At 55.6% G+C, this 25643-nt stretch carries 25 protein-coding genes; 20 read left to right on the top strand and 5 right to left on the bottom strand.

The window, feature by feature from the left end:
* Positions 1 to 3: 3 nt before the first annotated feature.
* Both ubiG and ompA read right to left on the bottom strand, forming a co-directional pair.
* Positions 4 to 726 (bottom strand): bifunctional 2-polyprenyl-6-hydroxyphenol methylase/3-demethylubiquinol 3-O-methyltransferase UbiG, encoded by a 723-nt coding sequence (gene ubiG / locus OKX01_RS11820; protein WP_094197130.1) that lies wholly within the window; start codon positions 724 to 726, stop codon positions 4 to 6.
* Positions 727 to 809: 83 nt separating this feature from the next.
* The gene (gene ompA, locus OKX01_RS11815) at positions 810 to 1406 is read right to left on the bottom strand and encodes an outer membrane protein OmpA (RefSeq protein WP_094197129.1); all 597 of its coding nucleotides are present in this window, start codon (positions 1404 to 1406) and stop codon (positions 810 to 812) included.
* Positions 1407 to 1846: 440 nt separating this feature from the next.
* Here ompA and gyrA point away from each other — a divergent pair, with 440 nt between their 5' ends.
* The 14 genes from gyrA (at position 1847) to cysM (ending at position 17236) form a co-directional block, all read left to right on the top strand.
* On the top strand, positions 1847 to 4531 hold the full coding sequence (gene gyrA / locus OKX01_RS11810) for a DNA gyrase subunit A (protein WP_094197128.1): 2685 nt from the start codon (positions 1847 to 1849) through the stop codon (positions 4529 to 4531).
* Positions 4531 to 5640 carry a 3-phosphoserine/phosphohydroxythreonine transaminase gene (gene serC, locus OKX01_RS11805; RefSeq protein ID WP_094197127.1) on the top strand — a complete coding sequence of 370 codons (1110 nt, stop codon included), beginning with the start codon at positions 4531 to 4533 and terminating at the stop codon, positions 5638 to 5640. Before gyrA ends, serC begins: the two co-directional genes overlap by 1 nt.
* Positions 5633 to 6724, top strand: coding sequence for a prephenate dehydratase (pheA, locus tag OKX01_RS11800; protein ID WP_094197126.1), 1092 nt, complete (start codon positions 5633 to 5635; stop codon positions 6722 to 6724). The genes serC and pheA overlap by 8 nt, the downstream gene beginning before the upstream one ends.
* A gap of 326 nt (positions 6725 to 7050) precedes the next feature.
* On the top strand, positions 7051 to 7935 hold the full coding sequence (locus tag OKX01_RS11795; RefSeq protein WP_094197125.1) for a prephenate dehydrogenase: 885 nt from the start codon (positions 7051 to 7053) through the stop codon (positions 7933 to 7935).
* Positions 7932 to 9254 (top strand): 3-phosphoshikimate 1-carboxyvinyltransferase, encoded by a 1323-nt coding sequence (gene aroA, locus OKX01_RS11790; RefSeq protein WP_094197124.1) that lies wholly within the window; start codon positions 7932 to 7934, stop codon positions 9252 to 9254. The genes OKX01_RS11795 and aroA overlap by 4 nt, the downstream gene beginning before the upstream one ends.
* Complete coding sequence (cmk, locus tag OKX01_RS11785; RefSeq protein WP_094197123.1) at positions 9251 to 9928, top strand: (d)CMP kinase; 678 nt, start codon at positions 9251 to 9253, stop codon at positions 9926 to 9928. The genes aroA and cmk overlap by 4 nt, the downstream gene beginning before the upstream one ends.
* A gap of 84 nt (positions 9929 to 10012) precedes the next feature.
* Positions 10013 to 11731, top strand: coding sequence for a 30S ribosomal protein S1 (gene rpsA / locus OKX01_RS11780; protein WP_022983279.1), 1719 nt, complete (start codon positions 10013 to 10015; stop codon positions 11729 to 11731).
* 5 nt (positions 11732 to 11736) lie between these two features.
* Positions 11737 to 12096: an integration host factor subunit beta gene (locus OKX01_RS11775; RefSeq protein WP_026482971.1), complete on the top strand. Its 360-nt coding sequence runs from the start codon at positions 11737 to 11739 to the stop codon at positions 12094 to 12096.
* 114 nt (positions 12097 to 12210) lie between these two features.
* Complete coding sequence (locus tag OKX01_RS11770; RefSeq protein ID WP_094197122.1) at positions 12211 to 12543, top strand: lipopolysaccharide assembly protein LapA domain-containing protein; 333 nt, start codon at positions 12211 to 12213, stop codon at positions 12541 to 12543.
* A gap of 16 nt (positions 12544 to 12559) precedes the next feature.
* A complete protein-coding gene (gene lapB, locus OKX01_RS11765; protein WP_108727675.1) occupies positions 12560 to 13807 on the top strand; it encodes a lipopolysaccharide assembly protein LapB in 1248 nt (415 codons plus the stop codon).
* Positions 13804 to 14733, top strand: a complete 930-nt coding sequence (gene rfaE1, locus OKX01_RS11760; protein ID WP_094197120.1) for a D-glycero-beta-D-manno-heptose-7-phosphate kinase — start codon at positions 13804 to 13806, stop codon at positions 14731 to 14733. The genes lapB and rfaE1 overlap by 4 nt, the downstream gene beginning before the upstream one ends.
* Positions 14730 to 15728, top strand: coding sequence for an ADP-glyceromanno-heptose 6-epimerase (gene rfaD, locus OKX01_RS11755; protein WP_094197119.1), 999 nt, complete (start codon positions 14730 to 14732; stop codon positions 15726 to 15728). Before rfaE1 ends, rfaD begins: the two co-directional genes overlap by 4 nt.
* 116 nt (positions 15729 to 15844) lie before the next feature.
* Positions 15845 to 16231, top strand: coding sequence for a ComEA family DNA-binding protein (locus tag OKX01_RS11750; protein ID WP_264671774.1), 387 nt, complete (start codon positions 15845 to 15847; stop codon positions 16229 to 16231).
* A 99-nt stretch (positions 16232 to 16330) separates the two neighbouring features.
* Entirely contained in the window at positions 16331 to 17236 is a 906-nt protein-coding gene (cysM, locus tag OKX01_RS11745; protein ID WP_094197117.1) for a cysteine synthase CysM, read from the top strand.
* Here the strand turns inward: cysM and mltB are convergent.
* Entirely contained in the window at positions 17233 to 18426 is a 1194-nt protein-coding gene (mltB, locus tag OKX01_RS11740) for a lytic murein transglycosylase B (protein ID WP_094197116.1), read from the bottom strand. The genes cysM and mltB overlap by 4 nt on opposite strands.
* Before the next feature lie 11 nt (positions 18427 to 18437).
* On the opposite strand from mltB, the gene OKX01_RS11735 reads away from it, so the two are divergent.
* The 6 genes from OKX01_RS11735 (at position 18438) to OKX01_RS11710 (ending at position 24374) form a co-directional block, all read left to right on the top strand.
* Positions 18438 to 19361 carry a histone deacetylase family protein gene (locus OKX01_RS11735; RefSeq protein ID WP_162496896.1) on the top strand — a complete coding sequence of 308 codons (924 nt, stop codon included), beginning with the start codon at positions 18438 to 18440 and terminating at the stop codon, positions 19359 to 19361.
* Positions 19362 to 19446: 85 nt separating this feature from the next.
* Entirely contained in the window at positions 19447 to 20196 is a 750-nt protein-coding gene (locus tag OKX01_RS11730; RefSeq protein WP_094197115.1) for an electron transfer flavoprotein subunit beta/FixA family protein, read from the top strand.
* Positions 20197 to 21126, top strand: coding sequence for an electron transfer flavoprotein subunit alpha/FixB family protein (locus tag OKX01_RS11725; protein ID WP_086060209.1), 930 nt, complete (start codon positions 20197 to 20199; stop codon positions 21124 to 21126).
* A gap of 108 nt (positions 21127 to 21234) precedes the next feature.
* The gene (locus tag OKX01_RS11720) at positions 21235 to 23052 is read left to right on the top strand and encodes an acyl-CoA dehydrogenase (RefSeq protein WP_125276667.1); all 1818 of its coding nucleotides are present in this window, start codon (positions 21235 to 21237) and stop codon (positions 23050 to 23052) included.
* 185 nt (positions 23053 to 23237) lie between these two features.
* Positions 23238 to 23879 (top strand): peroxiredoxin, encoded by a 642-nt coding sequence (locus OKX01_RS11715; RefSeq protein ID WP_094197112.1) that lies wholly within the window; start codon positions 23238 to 23240, stop codon positions 23877 to 23879.
* A gap of 300 nt (positions 23880 to 24179) precedes the next feature.
* On the top strand, positions 24180 to 24374 hold the full coding sequence (locus tag OKX01_RS11710) for a hypothetical protein (RefSeq protein ID WP_094197111.1): 195 nt from the start codon (positions 24180 to 24182) through the stop codon (positions 24372 to 24374).
* A 33-nt stretch (positions 24375 to 24407) separates the two neighbouring features.
* Here the strand turns inward: OKX01_RS11710 and OKX01_RS11705 are convergent, their stop codons facing one another.
* A complete protein-coding gene (locus tag OKX01_RS11705; RefSeq protein WP_264671773.1) occupies positions 24408 to 25178 on the bottom strand; it encodes a biotin/lipoate A/B protein ligase family protein in 771 nt (256 codons plus the stop codon).
* Complete coding sequence (locus OKX01_RS11700) at positions 25175 to 25450, bottom strand: biotin--protein ligase (protein ID WP_162496894.1); 276 nt, start codon at positions 25448 to 25450, stop codon at positions 25175 to 25177. The genes OKX01_RS11705 and OKX01_RS11700 overlap by 4 nt, the downstream gene beginning before the upstream one ends.
* Positions 25451 to 25643: the final 193 nt, after the last annotated feature.

The following is a 25643-nucleotide window of genomic DNA, read 5'->3' as shown; positions in this document are numbered from 1 at the left end:
TGCTTAACGTTGGCGGCGGCTGGCCAGCAGGTAGTTGACGGAGGTGTCACCGGACAGGCGGTAGTGCTCGGTAATCGGGTTGTATTCCAGACCTTTGAGGGCCAGGGCATCCAGACCGCTGCGACGGGCCGAGGAAATCAGCTCACTGGGTTTGATGAAACCTTCATAGCTATGCGTGCCCTTGGGGATCAGGCGCAGCAGATACTCGGCGCCCACAATGGCAAACAAAAAGGACTTGGGGTTGCGGTTCAGTGTTGAGAAAAAGACCCAGCCACCAGGTTTGACCAGCTTGGCGCAGGCCGCGATGATAGAGCCCGGATCAGGGACGTGCTCCAGCATTTCCATGCAGGTGACGACGTCAAAACGCTCCGGGTGCTGATCGGCCATGTCTTCGGCGCTGATCATTTCGTATTTGACCGGCACACCCGATTCCAGGCTGTGCAAGCGCGCAATCTTCAAGGAGCGCTCGGCCAGGTCAATGCCGGTGACGTCGGCACCGGACTGAGCCAGGCTTTCTGACAGAATCCCGCCCCCACAACCGACGTCCAATACCTGCTTGCCCGCCAGGGAGCCGGTGTAGGACAGAATCCAGTCCAGACGCAAAGGGTTGATGGCGTGCAGCGGTTTGAACTCGCTGTCTGGGTCCCACCAGCGGGATGCCAGTGCACTGAATTTATCGATCTCTGCGGGATCGACATTGAGGTTAGTGGCAGTGGAAGCGGTCATGGCTTATCCAAAAAAATTAAGGCCCCGCAAAAGCGGAGCCTTAATTGTAGCCTTAGCTACAGAAATACGTGATGCAGCAAGAATTACTTGCGGTTGCCCACGATTTCGATTTCTACGCGACGGTTTTGAGCACGGCCTTCGCGGGTCTTGTTGGACGCCACGGGGTTGGCTTCGCCTTTGCCTTCGGTGTAGATACGGTCAGCAGGTACGCCTTTGTTGACCAAGTATGCTTTAACAGCATTGGCGCGACGCTCGGACAGCTTCTGGTTGTAAGCTTCAGCGCCGATCGAGTCAGTGTGACCGGTAGCGATCAGAGTTTCCAGATCGATGGCTTGAACAGTGTCAGCCACTTGATCCAGAACCTGGCGGCCTTCTGGCTTGATGGTGGATTTGTCGAAGTCGAAGAAAGTGTCAGCGTTCAGGGTCACTTTAGTGACGGTAGGAGCGACGACAGGAGCTTCGGGGGCTTGGGCAACGGGCACACCGTCACAACCTGGAATACCTGTAGCAGGTGTCCAGAAGTTGTTGCGCCAGCACAGTTCGTTGGTGCCGTTTTTCCAAACGTCGCCGAACGGATTGCGCCAGTTGTTAACTTCGCCGGACTCTTGTGCGGAAACTGCACTAGTAGCCGATGCGGCGGCAATGGCGAGTACAAGTGCGATTTTGGAGGGTTTGTTCATATTTCTCCTCGTTGAGCTGATGCTGTTAAGTGACCGCAGCGAACCCCTGCCGCTGATTAACGGAACCAGTATAGCAATCCTTTGAACGGAACAAAGACTTGCTTGCGCTGGGTTTCATGCGTGTTAGGTCGAATCTTAAGACATTTCGGCCTTATGCGTGAGGGGGACAAGGAACGATTCGCGAAGATGCGTGGAATTAGCCTTGTTCTTTCCTGTTATTGTTGGTTTTAGGCAACAGGAGGTGGGTGGCGTCGCTTCCCCAATTCCTGATCGATACGTTTAGTGGATGGCAGATTTTTGATGGATCGACCCTTTCAATCACCTATCACCTGCCTTGTCGCCGCGCGACGCTGCGTCCCTCTATGTGAAAGTGCTAGAATTTCCCCTTGTCCGTTTACGGCTGGCTTACTGCTTAACCCATATCTATAAAGAATTGACCTATGGATTCCTTTGCCAAGGAGACGCTTCCCGTTTCGCTTGAAGAGGAGATGCGCCGCAGCTACCTCGATTACGCCATGAGCGTGATTGTGGGCCGTGCTCTTCCCGACGTGCGAGATGGTTTGAAGCCCGTGCATCGCCGTGTTCTGTTCGCCATGCATGAACTCAATAACGACTGGAATCGTGCCTATAAGAAGTCGGCTCGTATCGTCGGTGATGTTATCGGTAAGTACCACCCTCATGGTGACTCTGCCGTCTATGACACGATCGTGCGTCTGGCGCAGGACTTTTCCATGCGCTACACCCTGGTCGACGGGCAAGGTAACTTTGGTTCCATCGACGGGGATAACGCCGCAGCCATGCGTTACACCGAAATCCGTCTGGCCAAGATCGCCCACGAACTGCTGGCCGATATTGACCAGGAAACCGTGGATTTCGTGCCCAACTATGATGGCAGCGAAAAAGAACCGGCCCTGTTGCCCTCGCGTCTGCCCAACCTGCTGGTAAATGGCAGCTCGGGTATTGCCGTGGGTATGGCTACCAATATTCCACCGCATAACCTGGCTGAAGTGGTCAATGGCTGTCTGTATTGCCTGAGCCACCCCGAATGCACGGTCGATGAACTGATCGAATACATTGCGGCTCCCGACTTTCCGACTGGCGCCATTATTTATGGCATGTCCGGTGTGCGTGAAGGCTATCGCACCGGTCGTGGCCGCGTCATCATGCGCGCCAGTACGCACTTTGAAGACATGGAAAAGGGCAACCGTCAGGCCATTGTGGTCGACGCCATCCCCTACCAGGTCAACAAGAAATCGCTGCAAGAACGCATTGCCGAGCTGGTCAACGAAAAGCGTATCGAGGGTATTTCCGATATTCGCGACGAGTCCGACAAGGACGGTATGCGTTTGGTCATTGAGCTCAAGCGTGGCGAAGTGCCGGAAGTGGTGCTGAATAACCTCTACAAGAACACGCAGTTGCAAGAGACCTTCGGGATGAACATGGTGGCACTGGTCGATGGCCAGCCCCGTTTGCTTAACCTGAAACAGTTGGTCGATTACTTCCTTAGCCACCGACGTGAAGTGGTCACCCGTCGCACTGTGTTTCAACTGCGCAAGGCGCGTGAGCGCGGTCATGTGCTGGAAGGTCTGGCTGTCGCCCTGGCTAATATTGATGAATTCATCGAAATCATCAAGGCCGCTCCTACGCCGCCGGTTGCCCGCGTCGAGCTGATGGCTCGTTCCTGGGATTCCGGTCTGGTGCGCGAGATGTTGGCCCGTGCTGATACCAGCGCCATTGTGGGTGGCCGTCAGGCTTATCGTCCGGATAATCTGGGTGCCGAATTCGGCATGGGCTCGGAAGGTCTGTACCGTCTGAGCGACGTTCAGGCCCAGGAAATTCTGAACATGCGCTTGCAGCGCTTGACCGGCCTGGAGCAGGACAAGATTGTTAACGAGTACCGCGAGGTTATGGACAAGATTGCCGACTTGCTGGACATCCTGGCCAGTCCCGCCCGTGTGTCCGCCATTATTGGCGACGAGCTGATCGCCGTGCGCGACGAGTTCTCGGCGACCGGCAAGGATGTTCGTCGCTCGCAAATCGAGCACAACGCGACCGAACTGGATACCGAAGACTTGATCACCCCGATGGATATGGTGGTGACTCTCTCGCATACCGGCTACATCAAGAGCCAGCCGCTGTCTGAATACCGAGCTCAGCGTCGTGGTGGCCGTGGCAAACAGGCCACCACCATGAAAGAGGACGACTGGATCGACAAGCTGTTCATCGCCAACACGCACGATTACCTGTTGTGCTTCTCCAACCGTGGCCGTGTGTACTGGCTCAAGGTCTGGGAAGTGCCACAAGGTTCACGCAACTCGCGTGGCCGGCCTATCGTCAATATGTTCCCTCTGGAAGAGGGCGAGAAGATCAACGTGGTGTTGTCCGTCAAGGAATTCAGCGAAGATCAGTTCGTGTTCATGGCAACCTCGCGCGGCACGGTCAAAAAGACCCCGCTGTCCGACTTCTCCAACCCTCGCAAGGCCGGCATTATCGCTGTGGGTCTGGACGAGGGCGACTACCTGATCGGGGCTCAGCTAACCGACGGTGTTCACGACGTCATGTTGTTCTCTGACGCCGGCAAGGCGGTGCGCTTTGATGAAGGCGATGTACGTCCAATGGGCCGTGCCGCCCGTGGCGTACGCGGCATGACTCTGGAAGAGGGGCAGTCCGTGATCGCCTTGCTGGTGGCAGAGGACGAAACGCAATCCGTGCTGACCGCGACCGAGAACGGTTTTGGCAAACGCACTCCGATTGGCGAATACACGCGTCACGGTCGTGGCACCAAGGGCATGATTGCCATCCAGACTTCGGCCCGTAACGGCAAGGTCGTAGGTGCCGTCCTGGTTCGTGAAACCGACGAAATCATGCTGATTACCAACGCGGGTGTGCTGGTTCGGACGCGTGTGGCCGAGATCCGTGAAATGGGTCGTGCAACGCAAGGTGTGACCTTGATCAGCGTCGATGACGACAGCGAACTGTCTGGTGTGTACCGCGTGGTAGAGACCGATGACGAGGTCGACGCCGAGCTGGGCGAAGACGGTCAGGCGCCAGAAGGTCTTGAGCAGGACAATCAAACTGATTCCGCCCAAGATCAGGCGGACCCTTCTGGCGAGGAAAACGAGTAATGCGTGTATGGAATTTTTCGGCAGGCCCGTCGATGCTGCCGTTGGAGGTGCTGGAACAAGCTGCCGCTGAAATGACCGATTGGCACGGCACAGGCATGTCCATCATGGAAATGAGTCACCGTAGCAAGGACTATATGGGGGTGCGTGACGAGGCAGAAGCCGATTTGCGCGCTTTGCTGTCCGTGCCGGATGATTTCGCCGTGTTGTTTGTGCAGGGTGGGGCACAGGGCCAGAATGGCCTGCTGCCTTTGAACCTGATCCAGCGCAATGGCAGTGGCAAGGCCGACTACGTGCTTTCGGGCAGCTGGTCGGTCAAGTCCTGCGAAGAGGCTCAGCGCTACGGTGACATTCGTGTTGCCGGCACCAGCGGACAGACTTGGCAGGACCAGGGCAAGGAGTGGGCGCCCTGGACCTGGTTCCCCGAGCCTTCCCAATGGGATGTGCGCCCGGACGCAGCTTACTTGCACGTCTGCACCAATGAAACCATTGGTGGCGTAGAGTTCAACGATATTCCCAAGCTGGATGTCCCCGTCGTTGCCGACGTGTCGTCCAATATTTTGTCCTGCCCGATTGATTTCTCGCGCGTGTCGGTTGCTTACGCGGGTGCCCAGAAAAATGCCGGCATGTCCGGTATTGCTTTGATGATGATACGCAGGGACTTGTTGGGCCATGCCATGGATCTGTGCCCGTCGGCGTTCAATTACGCCAACATCGAAAAGCAACAGTCCATGTTCAACACGCCGCCTACGTACTCAATCTACATGGCTGGCCTGATGTTCAAGTGGCTGGAACGCCAGGGTGGTGTGGCGGCCATGCAGGCCCGCAATGCGGCCAAGTCCGAGGCCTTGTATGGCTTTCTGGATGCCTCCGAGTTCTATACCAATACCGTGCATCCGGCTTACCGTTCGCGCATGAACGTACCGTTCCTGTTGCGTGATCAGTCGTTGGACGCCTTGTTCCTGGAGCAGGCCACGGCAGCGGGTTTGACCTCCCTGAAAGGGCACAAGAGCGTGGGTGGTATGCGCGCTTCTATTTATAACGCCATGCCGCTGGAGGGTGTGCAGGCACTTATCGATTTCATGACTGATTTTGAACGACGGAATGGCTAATACCTTAACTGAGCGCCTGCTCCCTTGGCGCAATCGTATTGATGAGCTGGATCGCCAGATCCTGGAGTTGCTTAACGAGCGTGCTCGTGCGGCTTTGGAAGTGGGCAAGATCAAGCAGGACTTCAATACAGAGGAAGTCATCCTCAAGCCCGAGCGCGAGGCACGTATTGTGCGTCGCTTGCAGTCTGAAAATGATGGCCCGTTTACTCCTGCCGCAGTGGAAGCCGTGTGGGGGCAGATTATTTCTGCCTGCCGCGGTCTGGAAAGCGTATTGCGCGTGGCTTACCTGGGTCCACAAGGCTCTTTTTCCGAGCAAGCCGCTTACGAACATTTTGGTCATGCTCTGGATGGCCTGCAGTGTGACTCCTTCGATGAGGTTTTTCGCAGCGTCGAGGTGGGGCAAGCAGAAGTGGGTATGGTGCCCGTCGAGAACTCGACCGAAGGTGCGGTTAACCGCACCTTGGATCTTTTGCTGAACTCGCCCTTGCGTGTCCTGGGCGAGCGCTCGATTCGTGTACACCACAATCTGCTGACCCAGACCGGCACCATGGAAGGCGTCACTCGGGTGATGGCTCATCCGCAGGCCTTGGCGCAGTGTCAGAACTGGCTGCAAAAGCACTACCCCCAGCTTTTGCGTGAAGCCGCTTCCAGCAATGCGGAGGCCGCTCGCATTGCGGCTTCCGACCCCACCGTGGCGGCGATTGCCGGTAATACCGCTGTCACTGCCTGGAATCTGGGCGTGGTGGAAGCCGGTATCCAGGACGATCCGCATAACCGCACACGTTTCCTGGCGATCGGTAACATCGAGTCCTTGCCTAGCGGCAACGACAAGACCAGCATCATTCTGGCCGTGCCCAACCGGGCTGGCGCTGTCTATGACATGCTGTCTCCGTTGGCGGTACATGGCGTTTCCATGACTCGTCTGGAGTCGCGTCCTGCACGGACAGGGCAGTGGGAATATTATTTCTACGTAGACCTGATCGGCCATCGTGACGAGCCTGCCATGGCAGCGGCTTTGGCTGAATTGAAGAAACAAGTCGCCTTTTTCAAGATTCTGGGTTCTTACCCCGTAAACGACTTTTAAGCATCGGAAACAAGAAAGGCCTGAGTGGGGAAATTTTCCCTCTCAAGGCCTGATTGCCTGCTGGGACGGGCTGCGACAGGTGGTTTGTGCAAAATCGGCTTGTTTTGGCATGTGTTAAGCAGCCGTTTGATGCTCTGTTTCATCAAGACGTGGCTAGGCAGAATAGAGGCTTTGCGCATTGCTTTAACCCCTTGATGGCGTTCACGCAGCAGTCAGGCAAAGTCTGCATCAATATCCCGGTTTTGCTGGTGCTATTTCACGCAATACGCGCAGCATGGACGGCCTGAGAGGGAACGGAATTAATCATGATAGCGTCATCAGAAACTATGGCGTCGCCGCCCTTGGTTCCAGTGCTGGCGGTCGTTGGAGTCGGTTTGATTGGCGGCTCTTTGACTCTGGCGCTCAAGCGCTCCGGGGCTGTTGGAAAAGTGCTGGGTGTAGGTCGGCAACTGAAGAGCTTGCGACGAGCTCAGGAGCTGGGCTTGATCGACGAGGTCGCCACGCTGGAACAAGCCGCGCAGCAAGCAGACTTGATTGTGCTGGCTACGCCTATTGGTGCCATGGCTTCGACATTGAAAAGCCTGCGTCCCCATTTGCGCGACCATACATTGATTAGCGACGCAGGCAGCACCAAGGTCGATGTGGTCAGTGTGGCGCGTGAGGCGCTGGGGGATCGTATCGGCCAGTTTGTTCCCGGCCACCCTATTGCGGGCGCGGAAACCGTAGGCCCGGAAGCCGCACGTGCTGATCTTTACGACGGCCGTAATGTCATTTTGACCCCTCTGGAAGAAAACAGTGTCAGTGCACGCGAACGTTTGATTGCGGTTTGGGAGGCCTGCGGGGCGCGGGTCATGTTGATGGACCCGGCTACGCACGACGAAGTGCTGGCCTCGGTCAGCCATGTGCCGCATTTTCTATCCTCGGTCTTTATGTGGCAGGTAGCCTCCAGTGCGAACTCGGATCAACGCTTCGCCTTGGCGGGGACGGGCTTTCGGGATTTCACCCGTATTGCCGCCGGTTCGCCGGAGGTGTGGCGCGATATTTTCCTGAGCAATCGCGAGGCTGTCCTGGGGCAGTTACAGGAAGTGCGCCAAGCCCTGGATCAGGCTGAACAGGCCTTGCAGGATCAGGATGGTCAGGCTTTATACGAATTTTTAGAGCGCGCTGCTTTAGCGCGCCGTTTTTGGGCAAGTAGGAGTGGTTTGCAATGAGTCAGAGCGACAGTCTTGTTTTGAACCCGGTCAGCCGTGCCAGTGGGCAACTGCAATTGCCAGGGTCCAAGAGCATTTCCAATCGAGCCCTTTTGCTGGCCGCTTTGGCCCAAGGGCAAACCCGCCTGGAAGGTTTGCTGCACTCGGATGATACCCGCGTCATGATGGCTGCTTTGCAGCAAATGGGCGTGGCGGTGCAGGATCTTGGACAGGGCGTGGTGGTGATTGACGGTGGCGCTCCTTTTGCACATCGCGATGCCGATCTGTTTTTGGGGAATGCCGGCACGGCTTTCCGTTCCTTGACCGCTGCCTTGGGTTTGATGGGAGGGCGCTTCAATCTTAGCGGTATTGCTCGCATGCATGAGCGTCCCATTGGTGATCTGGTAGACGCGCTGCGTAGCCTGGGGGCCGAGGTGCACTACCTGGGTGCGGAAGGCTATCCTCCCCTGGCGATTGGTGAGTTGGCCCAAGCAGATCAGCGTTACGTGTCGGTGAAAGGCTCGGTATCCAGCCAGTTTCTGACAGCCTTGTTGATGGCCGCACCCTTGTTGACCGCTCGTACGGGTCAGCCTTTACGTATTGAAGTGCAAGGGGAGTTGATCTCCCAGCCCTATATTGAAATCACCCTGGCCATGATGGCGCGTTTCGGTGTGCAGGTAGAGCGCGACGGTTGGAGCAGCTTTACGGTCCCTGCCGATGCTACTTATGTCAGCCCCGGTTTGTATGCCGTGGAGGGCGATGCCTCGTCCGCTTCGTATTTCATTGCATTGGGAACGATTGGGGGTGGTCCGCTGCGCATTCAGGGTGTGGGTACAGAAAGTCTGCAAGGTGATATTCAGTTTGCGGATGTGGCCCAGGCTATGGGTGCCCGTATCGAACGCCATGCCAACGAGCTGATTGTCTCTGGCTTGTCCGTGGCCAAGGGCGACAAGCTCAAGGCCTTTGATCTGGACTTTAACCACATTCCCGACGCGGCCATGACGGCGGCGGCCATGGCCATGTTTGCTGATGGTCCTTGCACCTTGCGTAATATCGCCAGCTGGCGCGTGAAGGAAACGGATCGTATTGATGCCATGCAGGCCGAATTGCGCAAACTGGGCGCGACAGTGGAATCCGGGCCGGATTGGCTGACTGTGCATCCTATTGCGGCCGATCAATGGCGTTCAGCCAGCATTGAAACCTATGATGATCACCGCATTGCCATGTGTTTTTCGCTGGCCAGCTTTGGCCCGGTGCCGGTCACTATTCTGGATCCTGCCTGCGTCAGCAAGACGTTCCCCGAGTATTTTTCTGTTTTTGAACAATTGGTGCAGGCATGACAGAACAGAGCATTCCCGTCATTACCATTGATGGTCCTACGGCTTCCGGTAAAGGAACGATTGCCTCTCTGGTTGCGCAGCGGCTGGGCTGGCATACGCTCGATAGCGGTGCCTTGTATCGCCTGACAGCCTTGTCCTGCCTGCGTCGTGGTGTGGATGTGCAGGACGAGGCTCAGGTCCAGCACGCCGCCCAGAACCTGAACGTGCGTTTTGACTACCCCCATATCTACATGGACGGCGACGATGTCAGTGATGCTATCCGTCAGGAAGAAGTAGGTAATCTGGCTTCGCAAGTGGCAGCTCTGCCACTGGTGCGTGAGGCGCTTTTGCAACGGCAGCGGGATTTTCGCGTTGCGCCCGGTTTGGTGGGCGATGGGCGCGATATGGGCACCGTTGTGTTCCCGGACGCGCCTTTAAAGATATTTTTGCTGGCAGATGCAGAAGTGCGAGCCCAAAGACGCTGTAAACAGTTGAGCGAAAAGGGTATTTCTGCTAATCTTACGAGTCTTTTGGCGGATTTGCGTGCGCGCGATGAACGTGATCGTTCTCGAACCCATGCCCCGCTCGTGCCTGCGCAGGGTGCCCACATTGTGGATTCTTCCCAGCTCAGCATCCAGGAAGTTGTAAATAAGGTGCTCGACCTTTGGTCGGGTATTGCGGTCCCGACAGCCTAATCCCGTGCTGATCGGGCTTTGTTCACTCCACCGGGTTCTGCCTGGTGTGTTTTTTATGGCCATTTTGGCTAACGGATTGATTTAATGTCCACTAACCTTCACACAGACGCAACGGGCGGCGAAAGCTTTGCCGATTTGTTTGCAGAAAGCATTAAAAACCAAGACCTGAAAAGCGGCGAAGTTATCTCCGCCGAGGTTCTGCGTATTGACCACAACTACGTTCTGGTCAATGCTGGCCTGAAGTCCGAGGCACTGATCCCTCTGGAAGAGTTCCTGAACGATCAGGGCGAACTGGAAGTTCAAGCAGGTGACTTCGTTTCCGTGGCTATCGATGCCTTTGAAAACGGCTACGGCGACACCATCCTGTCCCGCGACCGCGCCAAGCGTCTGTCGGCCTGGTTGTCCCTCGAGCAAGCGCTTGAGTCCGGCGAGCTGGTCAACGGTACCATCACCGGTAAGGTCAAGGGCGGTCTGACTGTCATGACCAACGGCATCCGTGCCTTCTTGCCTGGTTCGCTGGTTGACCTGCGTCCTGTCAAGGACACCACGCCATACGAAGGCAAGACCCTGGAATTCAAGGTTATCAAGCTCGATCGCAAGCGTAACAACGTTGTGTTGTCGCGTCGCGCTGTGCTGGAAGCCTCCATGGGCGAAGAGCGTCAGAAATTGCTGGAAACCCTGTCCGAAGGCGCTATCGTCAAAGGTATCGTCAAGAACATCACCGATTACGGTGCGTTCGTGGATCTGGGCGGCATCGACGGTCTGCTGCACATCACCGACATGGCATGGCGCCGTGTTCGTCACCCATCCGAAGTTCTGCAGGTGGGTCAGGAAATCGAAGCCAAGGTTCTCAAGTTCGATCAGGAAAAGAGCCGCGTCTCCCTGGGCGTCAAGCAGCTGGGCGAAGATCCATGGATCGGTCTGGCACGTCGCTACCCACAAAACACCCGTTTGTTCGGCAAGGTTACCAACCTGACCGATTACGGTGCATTTGTTGAAGTGGAAGACGGTATCGAAGGTCTGGTTCACGTATCCGAAATGGATTGGACCAACAAGAACGTTGACCCACGCAAGGTTGTGACCTTGGGTGAAGAAGTCGAAGTCATGGTTCTGGAAATCGACGAAGATCGTCGTCGTATCTCCTTGGGCATGAAGCAGTGCCGTGCCAACCCATGGGAAGATTTCGCCATCAACTTCAAGCGCGGTGACAAGGTTCGCGGTGGCATCAAGTCCATCACCGACTTTGGCGTGTTTGTTGGTCTGCCAGGCGGCATCGACGGTCTGGTTCACCTGTCCGACCTGTCCTGGTCCGAGACGGGTGAAGAAGCCGTTCGCAACTTCAAGAAGGGCGACGAAGTTGACGCCGTGGTTCTGGGTATCGACACCGACAAAGAGCGCATTTCCCTGGGTATCAAACAGCTGGAAGGCGATCCATTCAACAACTTCGTAGCGACTTACGACAAGGGTGCTGTGGTTAGCGGCGTTGTCAAGTCGGTCGAAGCCAAGGGTGCGGTTGTTACTCTGTCGCTGGACGTTGAAGGCTACCTGCGCGCCTCCGAGATCTCCTCGGGTCGTGTTGAAGATGCCACGACGGCTCTGAAAGAAGGTCAGGAAATCGAAACCATGATCTTGAGCGTGGATCGCAAGACCCGTTCGATTCAGTTGTCCATCAAGGCTCGTGATACTGCCGAAACCGCTCAATCCATGGCCCGCCTGACCGAAGCCAGCGCTTCGTCCGGTACGACCAATCTGGGTGCTCTGCTGCGTGCCAAGCTGGACCAGCAGCAACGTGACGACGGTTAATCAGCGTGACAAAGTCTGAGCTGATCGCGTTGTTGGCCAGTCGCTATCCGCAGCTGGCTCTGCGCGATATGGATTTCGCCGTGAAAACGGTTTTGGATTCGATGACCCAGGCTCTGGCCAGTGGTCAGCGGATCGAAATCCGAGGGTTTGGCAGTTTTTCGCTCTCTACCCGCTCGCCGCGGGTAGGGCGCAATCCCAAATCCGGTGAAAAAGTGATGGTGCCTGGTAAACAGGTGCCTCACTTCAAAGCGGGTAAGGAGTTGCGCGAGCGAGTCGATTCTGTCTTTCTTGAGCAAGAGCAAATCGAGGCGGACGACCAGTCCTCAGCCTTCGAGCAGCTCAATGCGAGAGTCCGTCACGGTTAAGACCTACTTGCACACTGATTACACAGGCCCTTTACAGGGCCTGTTTTGCGTGTGCGCTAAATTCCGCTTGCACGTACAATCAGACATTATAAAAACACTGTTGGAGCCCTAAAAATGCGCTATCTAGTCTGGGTACTGCGTCTGCTCGTTTTTGTGATCGTGCTGCTGTTCGCACTGAAAAACACCGAACCCGTGCAGGTCAGCTTCTTTGCCGAGCATATTATTCAAGACGTCCCGCTGATCGTCGTGATGCTGGCCGCGTTTATTTTAGGCTTGGTGTTGGGGCTGCTTTTGATGGTGGGTGCAGTCATGCGTCGCCGTCGCGAGGTCAACCGCTTGCGCCGCGAAATGGACCGTTTGCAAGACAGGCTCGAGCAAGTGCAGCAAGCGCCTGTGAACACGGCTGCTGTTGCGCCCGAGACCGTCGCCCCCTTGGCGCCTTTGTAAGCCGTTGGAGTAAACAGTGGATTTTGAAACCTGGTGGTTGGTTTTTGTACCCATTCTTTTTGCTTTGGGTTGGGTCGCAGCACGGGTGGATTTTCGGCAAATGATGTCCGAAACCCGCACGTTGCCGGACTCCTATTTCAAGGGGTTGAACTTCCTGCTTAATGAAGAGCCGGATCGTGCCATTGATGCGTTTGTGGAAGTGGCCAAACTGGACCCTGAAACCACCGAGCTGCACTTTGCACTGGGCAGCCTGTTTCGCCGTCGAGGCGAAATGGAGCGCGCTATCCGTGTGCATCAAAGTTTGCTGTCGCGTGCCGATCTGCCTGTTGCAGATCGTGAAAATGCCCAGTTTCAGATTGCCCAGGATTTCCTCAAAGCTGGCATGCTGGATCGGGCTGAAGCCGCTTTTGAGGCGGTGCGTGAAACGCGGTTTGCGATACCGGCCATGCGCGCTTTGATTCGTATTTATGAGTCCGAGCATGATTGGCCACGTGCGATCGAAGCGGTGCGCCGCCTGCGAGCCCTGGTCGATGAGCCCGTGCCGCAGTTGGTGCATTACCAGTGTGAGCAGGCCGAAGGGGCCTTGCAGGGCAAGCAGCCTGATTTCGAACGTGCTGCCAAAGCCTTGGACGAGGCTGATAATGCCATTCGCAAACTGGGTACTGGTCAGGGCATGTATGCCTCCCAGGCTCGGGTTGCTGGTTTGCGTGCTCGTGTTGCGCGTATGCAAGGGCAGAACGAGCAGGAGCGTGCCTATCTGGTGTCCATCCTGAGCAGTGCCCCCGAATATGTGGGTCTGTACGCTACCGAGTTGCTGGACAGTTATCGCAAGCTGGGTCGTGGTGAAGAAGGTGTTGCCATGCTGCGTAGTCATTATCAGCAGCACCCCAGCCTGGATATTTTCAATGTGCTGTTCCGCGTTCTGCGTGAGCAGGAAGGCCATTTGCAGGCCTGGGCCTTTGCGCGCGATGCCTTGCGCGCCCATCCTTCTTTATTGGGTCTGGACAAGATGCTGGAAGTCGAACTCCAGGATCAAGGGCAGAGCAAAGAAGGTGCCGAAGGCGCAGAAGCGGTCGGTGTCGATCAAATTATTGCGGGCGCGGATTTAAGTCTGCTGCGTTCTTTGATTCACAGGCATACACAGCGCCTGGATCGATATTCTTGCAGTTCTTGCGGCTTTGAGGCTCGCCATTTTTACTGGCAATGTCCTGGTTGCAACTCCTGGGAGACGTATGCCCCTCGGCGCCTTGAGGAGTTGAAATGATGACGTTTCCAGGTGAAGCCGTCGCCGCCAGTCGTGTACTGGTAGTAGGCGATGTCATGCTGGACCGTTACTGGTTTGGTGATGTGGATCGTATTTCCCCCGAGGCCCCTGTCCCCGTGGTCAAGATGGGCCGGGTGGAGGATCGTTTGGGTGGTGCTGCCAACGTGGCGCGCAATATTGCTGCTTTAGGTGCTCAAGCCAGCTTGCTTGGCGTGATTGGGCAGGATGAAGCGGGCAAGACAGTGCAAGACTTGGCGAGAGCCGACCATGTTCAGGCCCACTGGGTGCAAGACCCTCTGATGCCCACTTCCTTGAAGTTGAGAGTACTGGGTCGTCAGCAGCAGTTGTTGCGGGTGGACTTTGAAGAAAGCCCTGCTGACGGCGCTCTGGAGCAGCTACAGCAAAATATGAGCGATCTGTTGGATCAGCATCAGGTGCTGGTTTTGTCTGATTACGCCAAAGGCGCTTTGGCGCAGGTGGAAAGCCTGATTGCCTTGGCACGCTCCAAGAATATTCCCGTTTTGGTCGACCCCAAAGGCAAGACCTACGAGCGCTACCAGGGCGCCACTATTCTGACCCCGAATCGTTCGGAAATGCAGGAAGCCGTGGGTGCTTGGAAAGATGAAGATGATCTCATGCGACGCGCCCAGGATTTGCGTCGTAAGCTGAATTTGGAATGCTTGCTGATTACCCGTTCCGAGCAAGGCATGACCTTGTTCACCGAGCAGGGGCGTGAGCATGTGGATGCCCAGGCACAAGAGGTGTTTGATGTCTCGGGTGCCGGGGACACGGTATTGGCAACGCTGGCGGTGATGCGAGCGGCTGGCCTGGATTGGTTGCAGGCTATGCGCTGGGCAAATCGTGCGGGTGGTATCGTGGTCGGAAAATTGGGTACGTCCATTGTGACGGCAAAGGAATTGGCATGATCGTAGTGACCGGTGGCGCTGGCTTTATTGGCAGCAATTTGGTGAAAGGCCTGAACCAGCAGGGTGTGACCGACATTCTGGTGGTGGACGACCTGAGCGATGGCGACAAGTTCGTCAATCTGGTGCATGGTCAAATTGCCGACTATATGGACAAGGATGATTTCCGTGCCCGTTTGGCGCGGGACGAGTTCTCCAATATTGAAGCTGTACTGCATCAGGGCGCATGTTCGGACACCACCGAGCGCAATGGCCAGTTCATGATGGACAATAACTATCGCGTGACACTGGAAATCTTTGAGTATTGCCAGGCCAAGCGCATCCCTCTCCTGTACGCTTCGTCCGCCGCTGTTTACGGTGCGGGCCCGCTGTACGCCGAAGACCTTAGTAACGAAGCCCCTTTGAATGTTTACGGTTATTCCAAGTTCCTGTTCGACCAAGTGCTGCGTCGTCATCTGGATAGACTGAGCGCACCCGTGGTGGGTTTGCGCTACTTTAATGTCTACGGTCCACAAGAGCAGCACAAAGGGCGCATGGCATCGGTGGCTTATCACAATATGCTGCAATACCGCCGTGACGGTCATGTGCTGCTGTTCGGTGGTTGGGATGGTTATGTGGATGGTGGGCAGCAGCGCGACTTCGTCTTTATTGATGACGTGGTGTCGGTGAATCTGCATTTCCTGGGTCAAGACAAGCAGTCCGGTGTTTTCAATTGCGGTTCGGGTCGTGCTCAGCCATTCAATGATGTGGCCCAAACGGTCGTCAACACCTTGCGGGAACACGATGGTTTGCCTGCCTTGGAATTGGAAGATTTGGTGACGCAACAGTTCCTGCAATACATCCCATTCCCGGATGATTTGAAAGGCCGTTATCAAAGCCACACGCAGGCTGACTTGACTCAATTGCGTGCCGCTGGCTACGACAAGCCTTTCCATGACGTGCAGACCGGCGTGGCCGAGTACGTACGTCGTCTGCTTCAGTCAGGCGCTCTGCGTTAAGAGCCAGGACAAGAAAGTCCATGCGGGCTGCCACGCATGGCTAAACGCGCGCTTCTGGCCGCTTTTTCAATCATCTAGGCGGCACCATAAAGGCTTCTTTTCAAGGAGCCTTTATCATGTGTACCTCTGCCCAGTCGTCCCCTGTTTCCAATCGCCAGTTGCGTTCGATGCAACGCTGGCGTGGTGCTGTTTTGCGCGTCCTGCTTGCCCTATGTTTGTTTGGGCCTTGGGGGTTGGCGACGGCAATCGACCTGAATACCGCGGATGCCCAGCAGCTCCAGCAAATCAAGGGCATTGGCCCCCGGACGGCCGAGCTGATCCTTGAGGAACGTCAGCGTGGTGGCCCCTTTGATTCTCTACAGGATTTGGCAGACCGGGTTAAAGGGATAGGTGCCAAAAAGATTATTACGATGGAGCAGTCGGGTTTGAAAGTGGAGCCCGCCAAGGCGGCCAGCAAGGCCGTTTCCAATACGGCCGGCGCGGATATAAGAAGAAAGCCGTAGCTCTGGGCGTAGACTCGCTTTAAGCTAGTGGTTTGTTGAGTCTGCATGGGCAGTCAGTGCGAGCTGGCTGCCTTCTTGTTCAAGGTAAGAGATTGATCGATGAAAAACTATCCCACCATTGAAGATACCGTTGGCCAAACCCCTTTGGTGCGCTTGCAGCGTATTCCGGGCGAGTTTGGGCAGGCACGCGGTAATGTCTTGTTGGCCAAGCTGGAAGGCAATAACCCTGCCGGTTCGGTCAAAGACCGGGCGGCCAGTTCCATGATTCAAGAGGCTGAACGTCGCGGCGACATCAAGCCGGGAGACACCTTGATCGAGGCTACCAGCGGCAATACGGGTATTGCGCTGGCCATGATTGCGGCCGTACGTGGCTACAAAATGATTTTGATCATGCCCGATAACTTGTCGCTGGAGCGTCGTGCGTCCATGACAGCGTATGGTGCGAAGTTGATTCTGACGCCCGCCGATCAGGGTGGCATGGAGTACGCTCGTGATCTGGCGCTGAAGATGCAGGCCGAAGGGCAGGGCAAGGTGCTGGACCAGTTTGCCAACAAGGACAATCCAGCAGCTCACGTGCACAGCACTGGTCCGGAAATCTGGAAGCAAACCGACGGGCAGGTCACGCACTTTGTCAGCGCTATGGGTACGACCGGCACCATCATGGGTGTGGGTAATTACTTGCGCAGCCAGAACAGTGGCATTGTGGTGGTGGGTGCTCAACCTGCACCAGGGGCGCAAATTGCCGGCATTCGTAAATGGCCAGAAGAGTACTTACCCAAGATTTACGATCCATCCAAAGTGGATCTGTTCGAGGAAATCGGCCAGCAAGAGGCCGAGATCATGACGCGCCGTCTGGCCGCTGAAGAAGGAATCTGCGCTGGCATTTCGTCTGGCGGTGCCTTGGTGGCCGCTATGCGCGTTGCTCAGCGCGTAGAAAACGCCACGATCGTTTTTATTGTGTGCGACCGTGGCGACCGTTACCTGTCTACCGGCATCTTTAATTAATTAGGGTTGCCATAACCCATTTGTTTAGCCAGTTCGGAAGCCAGGTCGGCGACCGAGCTGGCATAAAAATAACTGCGGTTGTAATGGGTAATGGCAAAGAAGTTGGGCGTACCCAGGCGATACTCCGTGGTATTGCGTGGCTCATCCACCAGGTTCACCACACCTAATTGAGCCTGCTGCCAAGGGCCTGCATTGTGGCTCTGGCCCTTCATTTTGGCACCGGCATTAGTCAATTGCGTCCAGCTCAGCTTGGGGTAGATGCCGCCGTCCACCATGCCTTTGTTCGCGTTACTCAACTCAACCGGCGCAAAAACGGGTAAGCCAGGTTCCCAGCCATGTGCCCGCAAAAAATTGGCAATCGAAGCCATGGCATCGGCGGGATTGTTGCGCAGATCAATGCGGCCATCTCCGTTACCGTCCACGGCATAGCGTATCAGGCTGCCAGGCATGAATTGGGACATACCCATGGCACCGGCGAACGAACCTTGAGCAATCCGGGCATCCAGCTCCCCTTGATAGTGAAGTTCGATCAGATCAGCCAATTGATCGCGGAATAGTTGACCGCGCTCGGGCCGACTGTCGTCCGGATAGGCAAAGCCCAGCGTAAATAGGGCGTCCAGCACCTTGAAATCACCCATGATTTTTCCGTAGACGGTTTCCACGCCCAGGATGGCCACAATAATTGAGGGTGGCACGCCATAGTCTTTGGAGGTCTGCTCCAGCGCCAATCGATGCTTTTGCCAGAATTGGACGCCACCTTGAATGCGGGCTGGGTCTACATTGCGTTTTTTATACGTTACCCAGCTGCGTTTGATGCGCCCTTTGGTGGGACGCATTAATCTGGCAGCGGTCTCGTTATATTGGGCTTGCTGCAAAATATCAGTGACCAGATCCAATGGGATGTCGCGTGCTGTTGCCACTTCCTGGGCGTAGGCCGCAATATCATCGTTTAATTCACCGTTTAATTTAAAAAACTGTGTCCGGCCAGAACGGGACTGGCCAGCCTGAATGGATTGGGGTTCGGCTAAGGCCTTGATTGTGATGGCCTCAGTATTTTTTGTTGGGGTCAGGAAAACCGCGCCGTTATTGGGTTTGGTGTCCGAAGACGGAGCTTGTGAAGTGGTGGAAGCGCAGCCGGCAGTGCTCAGCGCGATCAGTACTGCTTGCAAAATTCGAGTGGGTCTGAACATAATCCATCCTCATGGAGACACTATATTTTATCCATCCATCGTGCCATTTGCATGAGATGGGTCGATGGCATCCGGAAAGTCCGCAGCGGCTCGATGCCATAAATGATCAACTGCTATCCAGCGGTCTGGCATCCTATCTGGCTCAGCGACAAGCTCGGCTGGCCACGGATGAGGATATTTTGCGGGTGCATGATGCTGCTTATGTGCAAAAGCTAAAAGAGCAATTGCCCAAGCAGGGGTATTTCAATATCGATCCTGACACCCTGATGAATCCCCATACCCTGGAAGCTGCCTATGCCGCTGCCGGGGCGGGTCTGGATGCCGTCGATGGCGTCATGAATGAAGGGGCGGCCGGTGCATTTTGTGCTGTACGACCTCCTGGGCATCATGCCGAGCGGGCGCGGGCGATGGGGTTTTGTTTTTTCAACAATATCGCTGTCGCTGTAGCCTATGCCTTGGAAAAATATGGCCTCAAGCGGGTGCTGATCGTCGATTTTGATGTGCACCACGGCAATGGAACCGAACAGATTTTTGCCGGCGACGATCGAGTTCTGATGTGCAGTTTTTTTCAGTCCCCGTTTTTTCCTGATTCCTTTCAGGACCCGGCAGCGCAAAACATGGTAAATATACCGGTTGAGGCCTACACCAAGTCTGCTCAGATTATCGATCTGTTCAAGCAGGTTTGTTTGCCCCGCATAGAGGCTTTTGCCCCTGAAATGGTCTTTTTCTCGGCAGGCTTTGATGCTCACCGTGAAGACGAGATGGGACAGCTAAGCCTGGTTGAAGCCGATTATGCGGAATTGACTGCCATGGTGGTCCAAGCCTGTGCGCCCAGTGCCGGACATCGTCTGGTCAGTATGCTGGAAGGGGGGTACGATCCCTCGTCCCTGGGACGTAGCGTGGTGGCCCATATCAAGGCCTTCGCCGGGCTTTAGGCGATTGGCTCCGGGCTTTGGAATTCTTCCAAAGCCTTATTTCAACAGAACAATTTTTATTTAAGACTGCACTGGAGAACATTACATGAAGGTGTTAGTACCCGTGAAACGCGTAGTTGACTATAACGTCAAGGTACGCGTGAAATCTGACCAAACCGGGGTGGACATTGCCAATGTGAAAATGTCCATGAACCCCTTTGACGAAATCGCTGTCGAAGAGGCCACCCGCCTCAAAGAAAGCGGTGCAGCCACTGAAGTGATTGCTGTTTCTTGCGGTGTGGCGCAAAGCCAGGAAACCTTGCGCACGGCGCTGGCCATTGGGGCTGATCGGGCCACTTTGGTACAAACCGACGTCGAGTTGCAGCCTTTGGCCGTGGCCAAGCTGATCAAGGCCGTGGTGGACAAAGAACAGCCTCAGTTGGTGATCCTGGGCAAACAGGCGATCGACGACGACGCCAACCAGACCGGCCAGATGCTGGCTGCCTTGCTGGACTGGCCACAAGCCACATTTGCCAGCAAAGTTGAAGTGTCGGGCGATAGCGTATCGGTCACTCGTGAAGTGGACGGTGGCCTGGAAACACTGAAACTGAGCCTGCCTGCCGTGATCACTACTGACCTGCGCTTGAACGAGCCTCGTTACGTGACACTGCCCAACATCATGAAGGCCAAGAAAAAGCCGTTGGAAACCCTGACTCCTGAAGAACTGGGCATTGATGTGGCTCCTCGTATCAAAACCTTGAAAGTGACCGAGCCCCCAGCTCGTGCTGCTGGCATCATGGTGCCCGATGTTGCCACACTGGTCGAGAAACTGAAGAACGAAGCGAAGGTGATTTAAATGGCTATCCTTGTTATTGCCGAGCACGACAATCAGCAGCTGAAGGCTGCAACACTCAATGCCCTGGCTGCCGCTCAGAAGATCGGCGGTGATGTGCATGTTCTGGTCGCGGGTAATCAGGCCGCTGGCGTGGCCCAGGCGGCTGCCAAAGCCCAGGGTGTCAGCAAAGTGCTGCTGGCCGATGGGCCTGCATTGGCTGAGGGTCTGGCCGAGAACGTGGCAGCCCAAGTGCTGGCCATTGCTTCGAACTACAGCCACATCCTGTTCCCTGCCACCGCTTCGGGCAAGAACATTGCTCCTCGCGTGGCCGCTAAGCTGGATGTCGCCCAATTGTCGGACATCTTGTCCGTCGAGTCGGCAGACACCTTCACCCGTCCGATTTATGCCGGTAACGCTGTGGCCACCGTTCAGTCCAGCGATGCCGTGAAAGTGATCACCGTGCGTACCACCGCGTTTGACGCTGTGGCCGCTGAAGGTGGTAGTGCCGCTGTTGAGGAGCTGAGCGCTGTGGCAGATTCGGGCCGTTCGACGTTCGTCAGCCGTGAAGTAGCCAAGAGCGACCGTCCTGAACTGGCAGGTGCCGGTGTGGTCGTGTCCGGTGGCCGTGGTATGGGCAGCGCCGAAAACTTCAAATTGCTGGACGGTCTGGCTGACAAGCTGGGTGCTGCCCTGGGTGCCTCGCGCGCTGCAGTGGACGCCGGCTATGCACCGAACGACTGGCAGGTGGGGCAGACCGGTAAGATCGTCGCTCCTCAGTTGTACGTGGCTGTGGGTATCTCTGGTGCCATCCAGCACTTGGCTGGCATGAAGGACTCCAAGGTCATTGTGGCCATCAATAAAGATCCCGAAGCGCCTATTTTTGGCGTGGCTGACTACGGTTTGGTCGCGGACCTGTTTGAGGCTGTGCCTGAGTTAGAAAAAGCGCTCTAAGCGCCAAACGGCCTGCTGGATACTTTTCCAGCAGGCTTTTTTTCAGTGCGTATACCCCAGGGGCCTGGTTGTGGCTTCGGTCCTTTTTGTTTCTGTGTAGGAGTGTTCATGACGTATCGTGTACCCACCCAAGACATCCGCTTTGCACTTAAAGAGCTGGCTGATCTACCTGGTGTGCTGGAATTGCCTGGCTTTGAGGATTTCTCGGCCGAGTTGATCGATGCCATTATTGATGAGAACGCCCGCTTCGTTGAGCAGGAAGTCGCACCTTTGAACCGCGCCGGTGATCAGAATGGTGCCAAATGGAATGACGGTGTGGTCACCACCACACCCGGCTTTAAAAAAGCCTTTGAAGAATTTGCCAAAGCCGGCTGGCAAGGTTTGCAGCACGAAGCTGAACTGGGCGGCCAAGGCCTGCCCAAGCTGATCGGTGCCGTGGCGTGTGAAAACATCAATGCCGCCAACCTGGCTTTTTCCCTGTGTCCTTTGCTGACCGATGGCGTGATCGAAGCCGTGTCTATGGTGGGTTCAGACGAACAGAAAGAACGCTTCCTGCCGCCTTTGCTGGAAGGCCGCTGGACCGGCACCATGAACCTGACTGAGCCTCAGGCCGGTTCGGATCTGGCCCAGGTTGCCAGCCGCGCAGTTCCTCAAGATGACGGCAGCTATCGCATCAGCGGGCAAAAGATTTTCATCACTTACGGTGAGCACGATATGGCCGAGAACATCGTCCATCTGGTGCTGGCCCGCACGCCCGACGCACCTGCCGGCGTGAAAGGGATTTCGCTATTTATCGTGCCCAAGTTCATGGTGAACGACGATGGCTCTTTGGGCGCTCGTAACGACGTCTGGTGTGCATCGCTGGAGCACAAGCTAGGCATTCATGGCAGCCCAACCGCTGTACTGTTGTATGGCTCAGGCAAAGGCGATGTGGGCGAGGGCGCTGTCGGCTATCTGGTCGGCAAGGAAAACGAAGGCCTGAAGTACATGTTCATCATGATGAACGCGGCTCGTTACGCGGTGGGCGTGCAGGGTATCGCCGTGGCCGAACGTGCATTCCAGCAGGCCCTTGACTACGCCAACGATCGTGTGCAGGGTGCGCCTCTGACTGGCGGCAAGGCCGTGTCGATTGCCCATCACCCCGACGTACAGCGCATGCTGGTGCAAATGCGTGCCCTGACGGAAGGCTCCCGCGCGTTGGCTTACTTCGCCGCTGGTGTGAACGACAAGGCGCGTCACAGTGCAGATGAAAATGCCCGCAAGCGTTATCAGGCTCTGTACGAATTCCTGGTGCCTGTGGTCAAGGGTTTCAGCACTGAAATGTCTCTGGAAGTCACTTCCCTGGGTGTGCAGGTGCATGGCGGTATGGGCTTTATCGAAGAAACCGGTGCGGCCCAGCACTACCGCGATTCGCGCATTTTGCCTATCTATGAAGGCACCACTGCCATTCAGGCCAACGACTTTATCGGTCGCAAGGTGCTGCGTGATGCCGGCGCTGTGATCCAGGGCCTGGCTCCGGAGCTGGGCGCGACTGTTGCCAAGCTGCGTGAACGTGCGGCTCAAGGTGGTGAGCACAAAGCTGCACTGACCCTGATCGCTGATCGTTTGGAGGCAGGTGTCAAGAGTGTGGAACGTGCTGCCATGTTCACCTTGATGAACGCTCAGAAAGACCTGCCTGCCGTGTTCCTGGGCAGCGTACCTTTCCTGATGCTGTCCGGCTATGTGTTGACCGGCTGGCAGATGGCTCGTGCCGCCTTGGCAGCAGAAAAAGCACTGAGCGAAGGTGATCAGGATCCATTCCTGCGCCGCAAGCTGTCGACCAGCGTGTTCTTTGCCAGCCACTTGTTGCCACGTGCTAATGCTTTGGCTCAATCCGTGGCTGATGGTGCGGAGCTGATGCCTTACCTGACGACCGAACTGCTGTAAGCCGACCTGGCTCAAGCCATCAAGGCCCGTGCAGTTGTTTGGCTGCCGGGCCTTTTTTCGGTATATTGATATAGCTTTAAATTATTTGAAACGCGCTCTTTATACTGACAAAATCATCTGACTAGTCCTGATCATTTAAGTTGACGATCTCCTGATCGCGGCTGCATTTCAAAAAGAGGAACGCAATGGCTACACTTCGTCTGGGTGACCTGGCCCCTGATTTTGAACAAAAATCCTCCGCCGGCACCATCAAGTTTCACGAGTTTCTGGGTAATAGCTGGGGCGTCTTGTTCTCCCACCCAGCCGACTTTACGCCTGTGTGCACCACCGAACTGGGTTATACCGCCAAGCTGGCGGACGAGTTCGCCAAGCGCGACGTAAAAGTAATTGCTGTTTCCGTTGATGATGTTGATTCCCACGGCAAGTGGATTGACGATATCAACGAAACTCAAAAAACCACCGTTAATTTCCCCATCCTGGCTGACGCGGATCGCAAGGTGTCGGATCTGTACGATATGATCCACCCCAACGCCAGCACCACCGTGACAGTGCGTTCGGTGTTTATCATCGACCCTGCCAAGAAAGTGCGTCTGATCATTACGTACCCTGCCAGCACGGGCCGCAACTTCAACGAAATTCTGCGCGTGATCGATTCCCTGCAACTGACCGACAGCCACAGCGTGGCTACGCCAGTGAACTGGGAAGACGGCGACGATGTGATTATCGTTCCTAGCCTGAAAGATCCTGAAGTTCTGAAGCAGAAGTTCCCTAAAGGCTACACCGAGATTCGTCCCTACCTGCGTGTGACGCCTCAGCCTAACAAGTAATTGCTACTTGGCCTTTAGGCTCAGACAGAAAGCCCTCCTGCTTATGGCACGAGGGCTTTTTTGTGGGCATCGTTACGGTATGGAACTACTGTGCAAAGCACTGGATGCAAGTGGCTTTTCAGTCGCGAAGACGGTTAGGGCAGGGATGGTACGCTTTATGGTCAATTGGCTGTAAGTGGCGTCAGGACTGGGTTTGCAGTGTGTCAGTGGGGCAAGCGCAACATCATGACAGGTACTGATTGCACTGGTTGCTAGTTTTAAGTACAGTACTGTATAAGAAAACAGTAAATGGAGTTAGCCATGTCTAGTCCAAGCCGTCATTACCGTCCGCAAGCCACTCCACGTTTCCGTGGCCCGGTTCGCTCTGCAGCTTCTTCCAGTCCATTTAACAAGCCCTTGTCTTTCAAAGCCAAGGTCATGGATGTGTGTTTGGTTGCTGTGTGGGGTGCCAGTATTCCTGGCTTGTTATGGTTGGGCAGCATGGGCGGGTTTTGAAGCCACGTCCTTGTGCTGCTCCAGAGGGGGCGATCAGGGCACCAGTTGTGTCCAGTCGTTTGACAGGAAGCGGTCGCGTGCCAGTTTTTCGGCCTGTTCCAATGTTGAAGTGGGTAGTGTGCCGGGGTTAAGAACCGTCTTTTTGCGGAATATATCCAGCATGGCTTCTATAACCGCTTCACGGCTCATACCTGTTTGGCTGCGGATAGGGTCCACGCGTTTCTTGGCACTGGTGGTGCCTTTGTCTGAGAGCTTTTCTTTGCCGATGCGTAGAACTTCCAACATCTTGTCAGCATCAATGTCGTAGGCCATGGTGACATGATGCAAGACGGCATTGCCACGTCGTGCTTGTGCGGCACCCCCAATTTTTCCACCGGCGCTGGTAATGTCGTTCAGCGGTTGGTACCAGGCATCAATACCAATGTCGCGCAGGGCTTCAATGACCCATGAGTCCAGAAACTCGTAGGACTCCTGAAAGGTCATGCCGGCTACAAATTGTTTGGGTACGCTAAGCGAATAGGTAATGGTATTGCCAGGTTCGATAAACATGGCGCCACCGCCACTGATGCGACGCACCACACGAATACCGTGATGGGCGGCGACCTCGGCTTCAATTTCATTTCGCAGGGACTGGAAACGTCCAATCACTACAGCAGCTTCTTGCCACTCCCAGATACGCAGGGTAGGGGCGCGGGTGCCTTCACTGACTTCCTGGGTAATGATTTCATCCAGCGCCATATGCAGGGCAGCGGGCTGCGGCTCCATATGGATCAGCTCCCAAGGCAACTCGTTCCAGCTCATCATGCCAAGGCCCTCCGCACGACCACGCCGATCGCCTGCGAGTCCAGGCCGAACATATCGATGTTGGTAGGTAGGGCGCGGCTAACGTGAGCCGCAATTTCTTCGGCGCTGCTATTGACGGACAAGCCCTGTAGGGCTTGATTGATCAGGCCCAGTGCTTCGGGAGGTTCCAGAAAGAAGTCGCCGCTCAGTCGTGCTTGTTCGATCATATGGTCTTTGACATCCAGATCGATCACGACCAGCTTGCCGCCAGGAACTTTGTATTCAGCATGCATAGACTGTGTCCTTTAATAAGGTCGGCCCTTTTTGCCAAGGGAGAGGCGAAGCGAGTAAATCTGCGCTTTTACTGCGTTTAATACAGGGGCATGATGCCCAAAGTGTCGTATTTTAACGTAGTTAAACGCCTGGAAACGCAGCCGTAATCACTCAAAAGGCTTGGTGATTTAAGCCTTTTACTGATAGAATTAT

This window comes from Alcaligenes sp. SMD-FA (assembly GCF_025960365.1).
Taxonomy (GTDB): Bacteria; Pseudomonadota; Gammaproteobacteria; order Burkholderiales; family Burkholderiaceae_B; genus Alcaligenes; species Alcaligenes aquatilis.
This window is presented reverse-complemented; position numbering and strand designations above follow the sequence as displayed.

Bases quoted from the DNA above. Each gene is read 5' to 3' on its own strand.
- ompA (WP_094197129.1), bottom strand. From the start codon at position 1,406: ATGAACAAACCCTCCAAAATCGCACTTGTACTCGCCATTGCCGCCGCA.
- OKX01_RS11795 (WP_094197125.1), top strand. From the start codon at position 7,051: ATGGCGTCGCCGCCCTTGGTTCCAGTGCTGGCGGTCGTTGGAGTCGGT.
- rfaE1 (WP_094197120.1), top strand. From the start codon at position 13,804: ATGATGACGTTTCCAGGTGAAGCCGTCGCCGCCAGTCGTGTACTGGTA.
- cysM (WP_094197117.1), top strand. From the start codon at position 16,331: ATGAAAAACTATCCCACCATTGAAGATACCGTTGGCCAAACCCCTTTG.
- mltB (WP_094197116.1), bottom strand. From the start codon at position 18,426: ATGTTCAGACCCACTCGAATTTTGCAAGCAGTACTGATCGCGCTGAGC.
- serC (WP_094197127.1), top strand. From the start codon at position 4,531: ATGCGTGTATGGAATTTTTCGGCAGGCCCGTCGATGCTGCCGTTGGAG.
- OKX01_RS11710 (WP_094197111.1), top strand. From the start codon at position 24,180: ATGTCTAGTCCAAGCCGTCATTACCGTCCGCAAGCCACTCCACGTTTC.
- gyrA (WP_094197128.1), top strand. From the start codon at position 1,847: ATGGATTCCTTTGCCAAGGAGACGCTTCCCGTTTCGCTTGAAGAGGAG.
- OKX01_RS11770 (WP_094197122.1), top strand. From the start codon at position 12,211: ATGCGCTATCTAGTCTGGGTACTGCGTCTGCTCGTTTTTGTGATCGTG.
- OKX01_RS11715 (WP_094197112.1), top strand. From the start codon at position 23,238: ATGGCTACACTTCGTCTGGGTGACCTGGCCCCTGATTTTGAACAAAAA.
- OKX01_RS11730 (WP_094197115.1), top strand. From the start codon at position 19,447: ATGAAGGTGTTAGTACCCGTGAAACGCGTAGTTGACTATAACGTCAAG.
- rpsA (WP_022983279.1), top strand. From the start codon at position 10,013: ATGTCCACTAACCTTCACACAGACGCAACGGGCGGCGAAAGCTTTGCC.
- OKX01_RS11725 (WP_086060209.1), top strand. From the start codon at position 20,197: ATGGCTATCCTTGTTATTGCCGAGCACGACAATCAGCAGCTGAAGGCT.
- cmk (WP_094197123.1), top strand. From the start codon at position 9,251: ATGACAGAACAGAGCATTCCCGTCATTACCATTGATGGTCCTACGGCT.
- OKX01_RS11735 (WP_162496896.1), top strand. From the start codon at position 18,438: ATGGAGACACTATATTTTATCCATCCATCGTGCCATTTGCATGAGATG.
- OKX01_RS11720 (WP_125276667.1), top strand. From the start codon at position 21,235: ATGACGTATCGTGTACCCACCCAAGACATCCGCTTTGCACTTAAAGAG.
- rfaD (WP_094197119.1), top strand. From the start codon at position 14,730: ATGATCGTAGTGACCGGTGGCGCTGGCTTTATTGGCAGCAATTTGGTG.
- OKX01_RS11705 (WP_264671773.1), bottom strand. From the start codon at position 25,178: ATGATGAGCTGGAACGAGTTGCCTTGGGAGCTGATCCATATGGAGCCG.
- OKX01_RS11700 (WP_162496894.1), bottom strand. From the start codon at position 25,450: ATGCATGCTGAATACAAAGTTCCTGGCGGCAAGCTGGTCGTGATCGAT.
- aroA (WP_094197124.1), top strand. From the start codon at position 7,932: ATGAGTCAGAGCGACAGTCTTGTTTTGAACCCGGTCAGCCGTGCCAGT.
- pheA (WP_094197126.1), top strand. From the start codon at position 5,633: ATGGCTAATACCTTAACTGAGCGCCTGCTCCCTTGGCGCAATCGTATT.
- OKX01_RS11750 (WP_264671774.1), top strand. From the start codon at position 15,845: ATGTGTACCTCTGCCCAGTCGTCCCCTGTTTCCAATCGCCAGTTGCGT.
- ubiG (WP_094197130.1), bottom strand. From the start codon at position 726: ATGACCGCTTCCACTGCCACTAACCTCAATGTCGATCCCGCAGAGATC.